Genomic DNA, 12558 nt, shown 5'->3' with positions numbered 1-12558 from the left:
CCCGCGCGACCACCCATGCGAGGCCGCGCGTCACATCCTGGCCCTGGCGGTATCGAAGACCTCGCGCGCCACGGCAGGCGCGTCGTCGACGCCGGAGAAAGTCAGCGTCACCAGGTCTTCGCCGGTGCGGATCATCAGCGCCGGACCCACTGCGGCGGCCTGGTCGCCCAGACCCTCATAGGGATTGGCAATGCCCGGCTCGATGTTGCCCATCATGCCCATCGCCGTCATCGCGGCGTGGCCGTCGCCCCAGGTCACCGCGAATTCGACCTGCGGGCTGACGCCCTGCTCAGGCGCATACACACATTCGGTCTTGCCGGACGAACTTTCGTTGGGCACGCCGATCACGGTCGCGCCCAGGATCTTCGACATTTCCGCAGCGGTCACCAGTTCGCAGGCGCGCGGCGCTGGTTTCGTTTCCGTGGCGGCCTGGCCACTGACGGCGGCGTGCGCGGCTTCTTCCGCAGGCGTGCTCGCAGCCGGTCTCGAACATCCACCCAGCATCGGCAACGTCGACATCAGCAAGGCGAGCAGGAAACAGTTCGGATGCATGGGATTTCCCTGAACGGATTGGGAGGTGAGTGAAGGCGGCGCAGGTGATGGGCGATCAGGGCGAAGCCGTTTCGTCCACGGCCGTTTCAGCCTGCGTGCGCTGCGCTTCGCGCAAAGGCGTCTTGCCGCTGACGATGATGATTCCAGCCTCTGCAGCTCTCTTGCCCGCACCGGTGGCCTGCACGGCTGCATCGCTGGGCGGCCGGGGTGGCAAGGGCTGCGGATTCAGCGACACCGCATCGGCGGCATGGCCGACTCCGGCGCCTTGCTGCAGGCCTGCTTCCTGCGGCCGGCCGGCGCTGACGCGCACCCCTTGCAGGAGGCGCTGCGAACGTTCGCCACCATTCGCCCGCGCATACTCGGCTTGCAGCTGCCCGCGCTGGGCCTGGCCGATGCCGTTGCGGTTGAACGGGAAGGGGGAACCGGTCAAGCCCGGCCAGAGCTCAAGCAACTCTTCCGGCGCGTTGTCGCCGACCCGGTTGCAGCGGGTGTGGTGCAACCACGGATCCTGCTCGCAACGCGCGCCCATCACCACGGTGAAGGATTGCGAGGGTCCAGACAGCGTGCTGACCTGGAACACTTCCGATGCATTGGCGTTGGCAGGGTTGTCCTCGCTCGGCGTCCAGGTGGCCGAGACGCGGTAACCGAGCATGCGGCCGCTGTCACGCGCAGTGCAGACGCCACTGAAACTGTACTCGGCGCGTCCCGGCGACACCTGGCTGAACACCGGTGGCGCAGCCAGGCTGCCTCCATGACAGTTCACCGGCGGGATTTGCGGTGGGTCGGCACGGGTCTCGCCGATTCCCAGCATCGCGCCAGCAAACACACCACACAGCGCGATGCCGGCGCGACCCGCGCTTTTCGTGGTACTGGAAGACGCCGCGCGGTTCATGGCGTGCCCCCCGCCGCGCGGCACTGCGACTCGAGGCCGGGCGCAGCGGGTGAATTGCGAGCGCGGGCCTGTCGCGCATTGATGCAGATCGGTGGGTCGGCGACGGGAGGATACGGGATTCCAGCGGGCTCCAGCGCCGTGCCGGACATCGCTGGCACGGGCGCAATTGCAACCGAGCCTTCAAGCGCCGGACCCTTGTGCGGCTTCACCCGGCCCAGGGCCAGCACGGGTTTCTCCGTGGGCACCCGGCCAAGTGCAATCGGCGCCTTGGGAATCGTCGGCGCATCGCAGATCAGCCCCATTGCATCGAGCCATTTTCCCGAGCGTCCATGTATGCCGGTGGCAATCTGGTTGGCGGGACAACGCAGGGAGCCATGATTGCGGCTTGAGAACTGACCCATCACTCCGGCTGCGCCGGTGTATTCCGGTGCATCGAGGATGGCGGAGGGATAAGCATCTACTGCTTGCTCGGCAACCACCTGGCCACAGAACAGATGGATATTGTTGACGACCTCGGTGACGCCTTCCGATTTCACGTCAATGCCGATCACCACCGGGGTCCTGGCTGGACACAGCAGGCGCTGCATGTCGCCGCCCGCGCCTCCATACCAACGTTCTGTGGGAGCTTGGGCTGCGCTGGTCTTGCCCGGTCCGGTGGGCAACACACAGAGCGGCCGGATCGCGTCCACGTCGTCGCCGACGCGCAGTTCGACACCGGCAAGCAACTGTCCGGGCACGCACGGCGCCTTGAACTGCCCCCCACCGCCGCCGCCGGTTGCAGGGAGATAGCCTTCCGCATGTGCGCTGATGGTTACCGCTGCGAGCGAAGCAAGCAGCGCAAGCGCGCGGAACAAGGGCTGACGGATCAGCGGACCTTGCCTGTCCGGTAGTCCAACCGGGGAGTGGTATCTCTGCTTCGTGACCGGGGCGCGGCCTGCGGCGCAGCGCAACAATTCTGTTGTTTTCATTCGTATGCTCCTGGGTGCCCGGCAGTCCGCAGGCAGCGGCTGGTACCGTCGACACAACAAGGAACACGGTGCGGCGGCGAATGCGGACATCGGGCAGTCCGGATACGCTTTTTACGGGCAGATTGTCAGTGCATGCTTGCTGACGGCTTCCCAGGCCTATCGGCCCTGGCCGCCGTCAGGGTGGAAACCCGTACGGCGGTTTCGGCCTCGGCCAGGCTTGCCGCACCCGGCGCGTCATACCGTCGGCTCGCCTCGAGCGCTTTCACCGCCCATTGGCGCGCCCCTTTCGCATCGCCACTGCGGAGCAGCAGATGGCTGTGCAGCAACCACAACCTGGGTTGCAATCTGGCGTCATGCAGGCCCTGTACCTGTTCCAGCATCGCCAGGGCCTTGCGGCTGTGTTCCAGTGCGGCGTTGGGGCCCGAACGAATGACCGCGATGCGCGCCAGGCCGGCTTGGGCCAGCGCTGCTTCGGCGCCCGGCGGACCGTCCGAGGCCAGCACGCTGCGGAATTCGACCTCGGCTCTGGACAGATCGACCGAAACCGCTTCGGGATGGTCCAGCAGGAACCGGCCCCAGCGCTCGCGCATGCGCATTGCAGGCTGCGATCCGGGCGCCTCCCGGGCGAGATACTCCGCATGCGCCGCTGCCAGCACCCTGCGCGCGTCCGCCGTGCGACCCAGGCGGTCATACGCGTCGCCGAGCTTCAGACGCACCTCGCGCAGGTCGTATTCGTATTGCGTTTTCTCCAGATACGACGCCTGCGAGGCTTCGAACAACGGGATCGCCTCTGCTGGCCTGCCTTCCGCCGCCAGGCTTTCGGCATACAACTCGCGCGCCCAATGGTCGTTGGTATTGGTTTTCCAGTCCGCGGGAATCGCAGCCAGCATGCGTGCGAAGAGTGCGTTGGCACGCTCGCGTTCCCCGCGCTGATGCAGCATGCGGGCGTGATAAGCCAAGGTTAGCCAGTAGTTAGCGTGATGGATGCCATAAGTCTGTCGAGCCAGCTCCTCAGCGCGTTGGTAGGCGCTTTCGGCTGCAATGAAATCACCCAGCTTCTCCAGCTTGCGTGCCAGGTTGTTGTGCAGCAGGCCGATCAGTGCATCATCGCGATCCGGAGCTGACAGGGCCGCTGCCAGCGCCTGTTCGATAAGCCGCCTTGCCCTGGCATGATCGCCCGCTTCACTGCTGTCCCGGGCCGCCATGTTCAGCGACGCCGCATAGCCGTTGCCATGCGGTGCAAGCCTTGCGTACAGCGCATTGGCCCGTTCGATTGCACGGCGTCGCTCCTCCTTGCGGTTGGCCTCCGCTCCCAGAGCGCGCGCCTTGGTGCGCCACCAGTCGGCGCGCATCACGCTGTCGTCCTGCCCTGAAGAAGCGAGCAAGCCATCGCTTTCGGCAAGCAACTGGTTGGCGCGAACGTAATCCTGCCGCAGGCACGCGGCATCGGCCTCGCTGACCATGCCTGCGATCACCACCGGATGGGCAGGCCCATAGTGCGCGCGCGCCAGCTGCATGCGGCGCTTCTGGGTAGCTGCATAACGTTCCTCGTCGGGCAGGTTTCCATAGATGGTTGCCGTGGTTCCCAGCAGCTCGATCTGCAGCTCAGGTTGACCTGCGAAGTCACGCTCGATCCTGGCAGTGCCGATATCCAGCAATTCACGTGCGGTGACCTGCCCCCGCGGCCGGTCGCTGGCGATGCGTGGATCGTTGGCGCTGAAGATGCCGAGCAGGAAGTCCTTGGTCGCAGTCGCACGCGCGGCCTCGCGTTCGGCGCGCCGTGCCTGCCAGGTGGTGCCTGCAAGCCCGGCGACAAGGGCCAGCAACAGCATGCCGGTGCCGATGGCCGCGGTACGGTAACGGCGCAGCAGGCGCCCAAAGACATACCAGCGCGCGCCCTCGCGCGCGAGCACTGGTTCCCGGGCCAGGTGCCTGCGTACGTCCGCCTGCAAGCCGGCGACCGTGGCATAGCGCTCGCCAGGATCCTTGCGCATGGCCTTGCCGACTACCGCATCGAGATCCCCGGCAAGCAAGCGCCTGCCTACGGGACCGGATCCGTCCGGCCTCGCGACTGCGCTGGGCGCCGGCGCGGCTTCATGCAGCATCTTGTCGATGGCCACGGCAACCGGCAGGCGATGGGTCGGCCACGGCAATCTATCGGTGAGCAGCTGGAACAAGAGCACGCCGAGGGCATACACATCGGTGGCGGTGCTGACCGGCGCCAGGGTGAGTTGTTCAGGGGCCGCATACGACAGGGTCATTGGTGCGCCGCGGGTCGGCTCGTCTTCACTGCCGGTGAGCAGCTTGGCCACGCCGAAGTCGAGCAGCTTGACCTGGCCGTCACCATCGATCATGACGTTTTCCGGCTTGATATCACGGTGGATCACCAGGTTGCGGTGCGCATAGGCCACCGCATCGCAGGCCTGCAGGAACAATTCCAGACGGGCCTGGAGACTGGCCCCGTTGCTCGCGCACCATTGCGTGATGGCCACGCCTTGCACCAGCTCCATCACCATGAAGGGTCGCCGGTCATCGGTGATGCCCGCGTCGTAAAGACGGGCGATGCCGGGATGCTGCAGGCGCGCCAGGATGCGGCGTTCGGCGACGAAACGGCCAAGGTGTTCCACCGCATCGTGGCGCAGCAGCTTCAGCGCCACCTGCTGGTCGAACTGCCCGTCTGCACGCTCCGCGCGATAGACCTCGCCCATGCCGCCGCGTCCCAGCAGCGAGAGCACGCGATAGGCGCCCACCCGATGGCCCGCCTGCAATTCGGAAATGGTGGAGGGCCGTGACACGGCCTCGGCTGCGGGGCGGTCGAGCAGGTCGCCGCGGGTGTCGAATTCGGCCATCAGCGCCAATACTTCCGCACGCAACCGCGGATCGTCGCCGGTGCACGCCTCGACGAACGCGAGCCGCCCCGACGGCGCCATGGCCAGCACCTGGTCGAGCAAGCGGTCGACGCGCGCCCATTGCTCGGCGACGTTGGCGTTGTCCATGGACGCTCCGGTTTCCACCCAGACTACCCGAAACGAAAACGGGCCATGAAATCGGCTGAGGGAGCGACTTTGGGCCTGCCAAGGGGCGGCTATGCCAGAATCGGCGCAGGAGCACTCCTTGAACGATGACCTTCCCAGCCTGCTGCAAGACGAACGATTGCCCGCGGAAACGCGGCGCGGCGCGGCCGAGCTGTTGCCGCTGCTGTATGCCGACGTGCACCGTATCGCGCGCAATGAGCGGCGACGGGTGCGCGCCGGCGACACACTGCAAACCACAGCCCTGATCAATGAGGCCTACCTGAAGCTGTTCCGGTCGGCGGCCTTCAACGACCGTGCGCACTTCCTGCGCTCGGCTGCGCTGGCCATGCGCCACGTACTGGTCAATCACGCCCGCGAAAATCTGGCGGAAAAACGCGGTGGCGGCATGGTCGTGGAGTCGCTGGAGGGCCAGGAGATCGGCAGTGTTGAAGACCAGTCCCTGCTCGACGTCCATGAAGCACTCGACCGTTTGTCGCTGCTGGATGAGCGCCTGGGACAGGTGGTCGAGTGCCGTTTCTTCGCCGGATATACCGAGCAGGACACCGCCCTTGCCCTGGGATTGACCGACCGCACCGTGCGTCGCGACTGGATCAAGGCGCGCGCCTGGCTCAGGCGGGAGCTCGGCGCCGCGCATCGACTTGCACCGGAAGACCAGCAGACATGACAGATCGTGCATCCGATCCATCAGCACAGCGCGGCCCATGGGATTGCCTGCTGCTCGGCGGTACCGTCGCAACACTCGCACAAGGCGCCGGCTACGGCGTCATCGAAGACGCGGCGTTAGGCTGGCGGGATGGCGTCATTACCTTCGTCGGCACTCGATCGCAGTTGCCCGATGCAGCGGAAATGCTGGCGCACGAGGTGATCGATGCACAAGGCAGCTGGATCACTCCGGGCCTGGTCGACTGCCATACCCATGCCGTGTTCGCAGGCAACCGCGCGGGCGAGTTCGAACAACGCCTGCGGGGCGCGAGCTACGAGGAAATAGCACGTAGCGGTGGCGGTATCGTCTCCAGCGTGCGCGCCACGCGGGAAGCAAGCGAGGCGGACCTGTTCGCCCAGTCCCTGCCCCGCGCGCACGCGTTACGCGACGACGGCGTGACCACTCTGGAGATCAAGTCGGGTTACGGCCTGGATTACGAGAACGAACGCAAGATGCTGCGGGTGGCGCGCCAGCTTGGCGAGGAACTCGGCATCAACGTTCGCACCACCTTCCTTGGTGCCCATGCCCTGCCACCCGAATTCGAAGGGCGCGCGGACGACTACATCGATGCGGTCTGCGAATGGCTGCCGCGATTGCACGACGAAGGGCTGGTCGATGCGGTGGACGCGTTCTGCGAGCGCATCGGCTTCACGCTTGCGCAGACGCGCCGGGTGTTCGAGCTCGCGGCTTCATTGGGACTGCCGGTAAAGCTGCATGCCGATCAGCTGAGCGATGGCGCAGGCGCGGCACTGGTGGCCGAGTTCAGCGGACTGTCGGCCGATCATGTGGAACATACTTCCGAAATCGGAGTTCGTGCGATGGCCCAGGCCGGCACCGTGGCGGTATTGCTGCCGGGCGCATTCCATTGCCTGCGCGAAACGTTACTGCCTCCGCTCGATGCGTTCCGCCGGCATGGCGTGCCCATGGCCGTGGCCACCGACTGCAATCCGGGCACCTCGCCACTGCAATCGCTGCGTCTGGCGATGTCGCTGGCGTGCACGCATTTCCGGCTGACGCCGGAAGAAGCCTTGCGTGGCGCTACGACCCATGCGGCCAGGGCTCTCGGCTTGCGGGATCGCGGTCTGCTGGCAGTGGGCATGCGCGCGGACCTGGCGCGCTGGAACATAAACCAGCCTGCCGAGCTTGCCTACTGGCTTGGCGGCGACCCGCTGATTGCCCTGTATTCGGCCGGCAACCGGATTCGCTGACGCCAGAAACAAAAACGCGACGCCGGGCGTCGCGTTTTGTGCATGACGGCGGTGAGCCGATCAGCCGGCTTTCGCCACCGTCTTCTTGGCCACGGCCTTTTTCGCCGGTGCTGCCGTCTTGGTCACGGTCTTCTTGGCGACAGGCGCAGCCGGACCCACGGCGACCTTTGAAACGTGCGTGCGTGCATTGCCGTAGCTGGCGATGCTGCGCTTGCCCTTGGTAGTCTTGCGATCACCTTTGCCCATGGTTTGCTCCTGATTTGGCGGTTGCGCCTTGCGCGCGAGGCCGCAAAGCCTATCACGCAGGCCTCAATGCGCACAGCTCGCGTCGTGCATGTGCCAGTGGTTCAGCCGCAGGTTGACGATATGGGCCAGACCTACCAGGGCGCCGCCCAGGGTCATGACGACGGCATGCACCACCACCTGATGATGCAGCGGCGACACAGAGATACCCGCCCACAGGATCGCCAGGCCGATCAGCAGCAGGGTCAGCGCCCGGAACGTGCGATGGCGCCGGTACCCCCACAGCAGGCTGAACAAGCCCAGCACGGTCACGAAAAGCACGAAGCCGCGTTCGAACCCATCGCCCAGCCAGGCAGACAGCCCCAGCGACGGAATCGCCGCCAGCAACAGCGGCGTCAGCGCGCAATGCACCGCGCAGATCACCGAGCCAGTGGCGCCAAATCGATCCAGCAGGCTGCGAAAGCGGGAATCCATGAGTTCAGTATGACTTTCGGGAGGGGACGTTCCGGTGTTGCTATAATATAACATCAATAACCGACTCCCGCAGGATCTCCGCATGACCCTTGAAAGCGCCTTTGCCCGCAACTGGCTTGCGATTGGCTTGGCATTGGCACTCCCCCCGGTCACCGCTTTTGCAGTTGAAACCGACTCCAGCGCTCCACCGACCGATAGCCGCCACGAGGGCGACCCCGCATCTGGCGCCCATATCAAGGATCTGGACAGCGTGCTGGTCACCGCCAGTCCATTACGGGATGCCGCTGACGCCCTGAGCAGGCCGGCCGAAGTACTGGCCGGGGAACGCCTGGACGAAACCCGCGCCGCAAGCCTGGGCGAAACGATCTCCAGCCTGCCTGGCGTGCAGAGCTCCAGCTTCGGACCCGGCGTGGGCCGGCCCATCCTGCGAGGGCTGGACGGGCCCCGGGTCGCAGTATTGAGCAACGGCCTGTCCACCCAGGACGTCTCCACGGTAAGCCAGGACCACTCGCCCGCAGTCGAATCATTTCTTGCCGACCAGATCGAGGTTCTGAAAGGTCCTTCCACACTGCTTTATGGAAGCGGCGCCATCGGCGGCATCGTCAATGTGGTTGACGGCCGCATTCCGGAAGCGCCCATCGAAGGCGGCTTCAGTGGTCGCGCTGAAATCCGATTCGACAGCATCAATGAAGGCAATACCGACCTGGTACGCGTTGATGCGGGCAACGACCGCTTCGCCCTGCATGCCGATGCCGTGTATCGAAACAACAAGGATTACGACACCCCAAACGGCAGCCAGCCGAATACCTTCATCGATACCAGGACCGGTGCGGTCGGTGGTTCGGTGCTGGGGGAATGGGGCTTCGTGGGCGCTTCTGCATCGCGCTTCGAAGACGATTATGGAAATCCCGGGGAACCGGGCGATCTGTCCGCCGGAGAGCGCGGCGTGTGGCTGAAGATCCGCCAGGACCGTTACGACCTCAAAGGTGCGCTGATCGAACCGTGGGGCGAAGGCAGCAGCCTGCGCTACAGCTTCGGGCATACCGACTACAACCACATCGAGTTCGAAGGCGAAGAAGTCGGCACCACATTCGTCAAAAAAGCGGATGAAGGAAGGGTGGAAGCGGCGTTTGGTGGCGCCTCGGCCTGGAAGGGCGCTGTCGGCTTGCAGGGCGGGGATTCGACCTTCGCGGCTGTCGGCGAGGAATCATTCGTTCCCGAGACCCGCACCCGCTCTCTGGGTATCTTCGGTGTGGCGCGCCGGAACTGGAATGACTTCCAGCTGGACCTGGGTGCCCGTATCGACCAGGTGGAAGCCGATCCGCTTGATGGACCGGCGCGTGATTTCAAACCGGTCAGCCTTTCACTAGCCGGCGGCTGGCGTCTCAGCGAGGAGTGGCGGCTGACCGCCAACCTGGACCATGCGGAACGTGCACCGGCCGAAGAGGAACTGTTCGCCGACGGCCCCCACCTAGCAACGCTTGCCTACGAAATAGGCAGCGCAGACCTGGGCAAGGAAAAGGCAAACCAGCTGGAGTTCGGACTGCAATATCAATCCGCGCTCATGGATGCGAAGGTGTCCCTCTACTACAACCGCTTCGACGATTTCGTCTACCTTGCCGATACCGGCGAGCAGGTTGAATTCGAAGACGGCCAGTTCCTGCCCGTACGCCAATGGAGCCAGGCAGATGCGCGCTTCCACGGCGCGGAGGGCGAAGCGACGTTCCACCTGGCAAACGGCGATCGTGGTACTTGGGACCTTCGCGTGTACGGCGATACGGTGCGCGGCGCGCTGGCCAGTGGCGGCAACCTTCCCCGTATCGCCCCATCCCGGCTGGGGACCCAGTTGCGCTGGGCCCGCGAAAGCTGGCGTGGGTCAATCGGCGCGATCCGCTATGACAAGCAGGACAAGGTCGCCGTCAACGAAACGCCGACGCCCGGCTACACGCTCGTAGACGCCCACCTCGCCTACCACCATGACGCGGGCGGCAGCGCTTGGGAATTATTCCTCGATGGCAGCAACCTGACCGACCAGACCGCGCGGGTCCATACCTCTTTCCTCAAGGATTCGGTAGTGCTGCCGGGCCGGGGCTTCTCCACCGGCATACGTCTGTTTTTCTGATCCAGGCCAGCCCGCGAAGACGGCTGCCAGGGCAGCGGCCGCCTTTGCTGTTGACATATACGTGCATATGCACTTGAATGCGGGAAATCCATTCCGCCGCTTGCCATGCCGACCGCAGCCGACAGCGTCTGTACGTGTTTCCGCCTGCGCCGCGCGGCGCGCCAGGTTTCGCAGGTATACGACCGCGAACTGGCCGCAATAGGCCTGAGCCTCAACGAATATTCGATCCTGCGTCATGCCCAACGCGGGTCCAGGCTGTTGGGAGAGCTGGCTGAGTCGCTTGGCATGGAGCGCACGACACTGACTCGTAACCTGCGGCCGCTGCTGGCCGCAGGCTGGCTACAGGAAGATCGGGGTGAAGACGGTCGCCAACGCCTGATCTCCCTCACCGCCAGCGGAAAAGCGCAGCTCGCTATTGCCCGACCGCACTGGAAGCGCGCCCAGAAGCGCATCGATACCAGCTTCGGAAGCGAAGCTGCAGCAAGGCTGCGCGATGACCTCGACCGACTGGACCACGCATTGCGCGGCGGCATGGAGACCATTGCATGAGCAGCGTTCCAGCGTCACGGCCTGGTCCGAACATGCACTGGGGCCTGTTGCTCGCCGCAGCCACCATGCTGATGATCACCATGGGCGTGCGCCAGACGACAGGACTTTTCCTCAAGCCCATCCATGAATCCACCGGAGTTGGCATTGCAGCGCTGAGTTTTGCGCTGGCGATCGGACAGTTCGTATGGGGTGCGGTGCAGCCGATCTTCGGCGCCGTCGCCGACAAGCAGGGATCCACCCGCATTCTGGTGGCCGGAGGAATCCTGCTGGCACTGGGCATGGCGCTTACGCCGCTCATGTCGACGCAATGGGGATTCATGTTCACCCTGGGACTGCTCACCGCGGCGGGCGCTGGCGCGGGCAGCTTCTCAATCCTGATTGGCGCCACTGCTTCGCGACTGGCACCGGAAAGACGCTCGTTTGCCGCGGGATTCATCAATGCGGGCGGCTCATTGGGCCAGTTCGTTTTCGCGCCGCTGGTGCAGATGGTGATCACTGCAGCGGGCTGGGGCATGGCCATGTTCGGGCTTGCAGCAGCCTCCCTATTGACCCTGCCGCTGGCCTGGCCGTTGCGCAGGAAAGCAGCGGTACCCGCAGGCACTACCAGCGGCAGCATCACGGCAGTCAAGGAAATGACCTTGCGCGAACAGGTGCGCATCGCCCTACGTGATCGCAGCTACTGGCTGTTGCATCTTGGATTCTTCACCTGCGGTTTCCACATCGCTTTCCTGGTGACCCACCTTCCGGGCGAGATCGCCTTGTGCGGCTTGCAACCCAGCGTCGCGGGCGTGTCGATTGCGCTGATCGGCCTGTTCAATGTCGCCGGGAGCCTGGTGGCCGGCGCATTGGGGCAGCGTTACCGGATGAAGCTGATACTCGCGGTGATGTATGCAAGCCGTGCAGTGATGATCGCGATCTATCTGATGTCGCCACCGACACCGGCGACCTTCTACATCTTTGCCGCCGCGCTGGGATTCACCTGGCTGGCAACCGTGCCGCCAACGGCTGGCCTGATAGGCAAACTGTTTGGCCCGCGGTACCTGGGCACTTTGTTCGGACTGACCTTGCTGTCGCATCAGATCGGCGGTTTTTTTGGCGCCTGGCTGGGTGGCGTGGCGATGGAGAAGCTGGGCGACTACACCTGGATGTGGTACGCGGACATTGCCCTGGCGCTGATTGCGGCGGCAGCGAACCTTCCCATTCGCGAAAAGTCTCTCCGCCTCGCCACCGTGGGAGCGGCGTAAGTCACGATGCACTTATTGGGAAAACCCCATTGCGACTCTCGTCGCGCCTACGAGCCTAAGGGCTAGGCCGCGCAGCGCGCGCACAGGCCGTGCACTTCCAGCGTCTGCGCCTGTGGCTGGAAGCCCAGCGCCTTGGCGCGCGCCTCCAGCTGGCTGACCACCTCGCGGTCCTCCAGCTCGACCGCGCTGTGGCAGCGGTCGCAGATCAGGAACGGCACCGAATGCTGGTCGCTGTTGGGGTGGTGGCAGGCGACGAACGCATTCACCGATTCCAGCTTGTGCACGAAGCCGTTGGCCATCAGGAAGTCCAGCGCGCGATACACCGTGGGTGGCGCGTCGGCCCCCACGCCCTTCTGCGCGCGCACCAGGTCCAGCAACTCGTATGCCTTTACCGGTTTTCCGGCCTCTGCGATCAGCTGCAGCACGCGCGCACGGATCGGGGTCAGGCGCAGCCCGCGTTCCTGGCATGCACGCTCGACCGCCAACACGAAGCCATTGGCGTCGCTGACGTGGTGCTGGGGGTCCGTGCAGGAGTGCGTCTGTGACATGGGAATGAGGACGGGCGGCG

General features: G+C 65.0%; 12 protein-coding genes. 5 read left to right on the top strand and 7 right to left on the bottom strand.

Features of this window, described 5'->3' with window-relative positions; translation table 11 throughout:
- Positions 1–30 precede the first annotated feature (30 nt).
- From DT603_RS10795 to DT603_RS10780, 4 genes are all read right to left on the bottom strand, one after another.
- A complete protein-coding gene (locus tag DT603_RS10795) occupies positions 31–552 on the bottom strand; it encodes a hypothetical protein (protein ID WP_162349882.1) in 522 nt (173 codons plus the stop codon).
- A 55-nt stretch (positions 553–607) separates the two neighbouring features.
- Positions 608–1444 carry a hypothetical protein gene (locus DT603_RS10790; RefSeq protein ID WP_162349881.1) on the bottom strand — a complete coding sequence of 279 codons (837 nt, stop codon included), beginning with the start codon at positions 1442–1444 and terminating at the stop codon, positions 608–610.
- A complete protein-coding gene (locus DT603_RS10785) occupies positions 1441–2412 on the bottom strand; it encodes a hypothetical protein (protein WP_162349880.1) in 972 nt (323 codons plus the stop codon). Before DT603_RS10785 ends, DT603_RS10790 begins: the two co-directional genes overlap by 4 nt.
- 125 nt (positions 2413–2537) lie before the next feature.
- A complete protein-coding gene (locus DT603_RS10780; RefSeq protein WP_162349879.1) occupies positions 2538–5408 on the bottom strand; it encodes a serine/threonine-protein kinase in 2871 nt (956 codons plus the stop codon).
- 118 nt (positions 5409–5526) lie between these two features.
- On the opposite strand from DT603_RS10780, the gene DT603_RS10775 reads away from it, so the two are divergent.
- The gene (locus tag DT603_RS10775; protein WP_211368388.1) at positions 5527–6111 is read left to right on the top strand and encodes an ECF-type sigma factor; all 585 of its coding nucleotides are present in this window, start codon (positions 5527–5529) and stop codon (positions 6109–6111) included.
- Entirely contained in the window at positions 6108–7358 is a 1251-nt protein-coding gene (gene hutI / locus DT603_RS10770; protein ID WP_162349877.1) for an imidazolonepropionase, read from the top strand. The genes DT603_RS10775 and hutI overlap by 4 nt, the downstream gene beginning before the upstream one ends.
- A gap of 60 nt (positions 7359–7418) precedes the next feature.
- Here the strand turns inward: hutI and DT603_RS10765 are convergent, their stop codons facing one another.
- Positions 7419–7604 (bottom strand): 30S ribosomal protein THX, encoded by a 186-nt coding sequence (locus tag DT603_RS10765; protein ID WP_162349876.1) that lies wholly within the window; start codon positions 7602–7604, stop codon positions 7419–7421.
- A 63-nt stretch (positions 7605–7667) separates the two neighbouring features.
- Positions 7668–8075 (bottom strand): MerC domain-containing protein, encoded by a 408-nt coding sequence (locus DT603_RS10760; protein WP_162349875.1) that lies wholly within the window; start codon positions 8073–8075, stop codon positions 7668–7670.
- Positions 8076–8157: 82 nt separating this feature from the next.
- Here DT603_RS10760 and DT603_RS10755 point away from each other — a divergent pair, with 82 nt between their 5' ends.
- The 3 genes from DT603_RS10755 to DT603_RS10745 all read left to right on the top strand — a co-directional run bounded on the left by DT603_RS10755 (position 8158) and on the right by DT603_RS10745 (position 11990).
- Positions 8158–10197 carry a TonB-dependent receptor gene (locus tag DT603_RS10755; protein WP_162349874.1) on the top strand — a complete coding sequence of 680 codons (2040 nt, stop codon included), beginning with the start codon at positions 8158–8160 and terminating at the stop codon, positions 10195–10197.
- Positions 10198–10302: 105 nt separating this feature from the next.
- Positions 10303–10746 carry a MarR family winged helix-turn-helix transcriptional regulator gene (locus DT603_RS10750; RefSeq protein WP_162349873.1) on the top strand — a complete coding sequence of 148 codons (444 nt, stop codon included), beginning with the start codon at positions 10303–10305 and terminating at the stop codon, positions 10744–10746.
- Complete coding sequence (locus tag DT603_RS10745; RefSeq protein WP_162349872.1) at positions 10743–11990, top strand: MFS transporter; 1248 nt, start codon at positions 10743–10745, stop codon at positions 11988–11990. The genes DT603_RS10750 and DT603_RS10745 overlap by 4 nt, the downstream gene beginning before the upstream one ends.
- A gap of 62 nt (positions 11991–12052) precedes the next feature.
- Here the strand turns inward: DT603_RS10745 and DT603_RS10740 are convergent, their stop codons facing one another.
- Positions 12053–12538 (bottom strand): Fur family transcriptional regulator, encoded by a 486-nt coding sequence (locus DT603_RS10740; protein WP_162349871.1) that lies wholly within the window; start codon positions 12536–12538, stop codon positions 12053–12055.
- Positions 12539–12558: the final 20 nt, after the last annotated feature.

It is taken from the genome of Pseudoxanthomonas gei (assembly GCF_010119615.1).
In the GTDB taxonomy this organism is placed as follows: domain Bacteria; phylum Pseudomonadota; class Gammaproteobacteria; order Xanthomonadales; family Xanthomonadaceae; genus Pseudoxanthomonas_A; species Pseudoxanthomonas_A gei.
This window is presented reverse-complemented; position numbering and strand designations above follow the sequence as displayed.

Coding starts and splice junctions, on each gene's coding strand:
- DT603_RS10750 (WP_162349873.1), top strand. CDS start 10,303: ATGCCGACCGCAGCCGACAGCGTCTGTACGTGTTTCCGCCTGCGCCGC.
- DT603_RS10745 (WP_162349872.1), top strand. CDS start 10,743: ATGAGCAGCGTTCCAGCGTCACGGCCTGGTCCGAACATGCACTGGGGC.
- DT603_RS10765 (WP_162349876.1), bottom strand. CDS start 7,604: ATGGGCAAAGGTGATCGCAAGACTACCAAGGGCAAGCGCAGCATCGCC.
- DT603_RS10795 (WP_162349882.1), bottom strand. CDS start 552: ATGCATCCGAACTGTTTCCTGCTCGCCTTGCTGATGTCGACGTTGCCG.
- DT603_RS10780 (WP_162349879.1), bottom strand. CDS start 5,408: ATGGACAACGCCAACGTCGCCGAGCAATGGGCGCGCGTCGACCGCTTG.
- DT603_RS10785 (WP_162349880.1), bottom strand. CDS start 2,412: ATGAAAACAACAGAATTGTTGCGCTGCGCCGCAGGCCGCGCCCCGGTC.
- DT603_RS10740 (WP_162349871.1), bottom strand. CDS start 12,538: ATGTCACAGACGCACTCCTGCACGGACCCCCAGCACCACGTCAGCGAC.
- DT603_RS10790 (WP_162349881.1), bottom strand. CDS start 1,444: ATGAACCGCGCGGCGTCTTCCAGTACCACGAAAAGCGCGGGTCGCGCC.
- DT603_RS10755 (WP_162349874.1), top strand. CDS start 8,158: ATGACCCTTGAAAGCGCCTTTGCCCGCAACTGGCTTGCGATTGGCTTG.
- DT603_RS10760 (WP_162349875.1), bottom strand. CDS start 8,075: ATGGATTCCCGCTTTCGCAGCCTGCTGGATCGATTTGGCGCCACTGGC.
- hutI (WP_162349877.1), top strand. CDS start 6,108: ATGACAGATCGTGCATCCGATCCATCAGCACAGCGCGGCCCATGGGAT.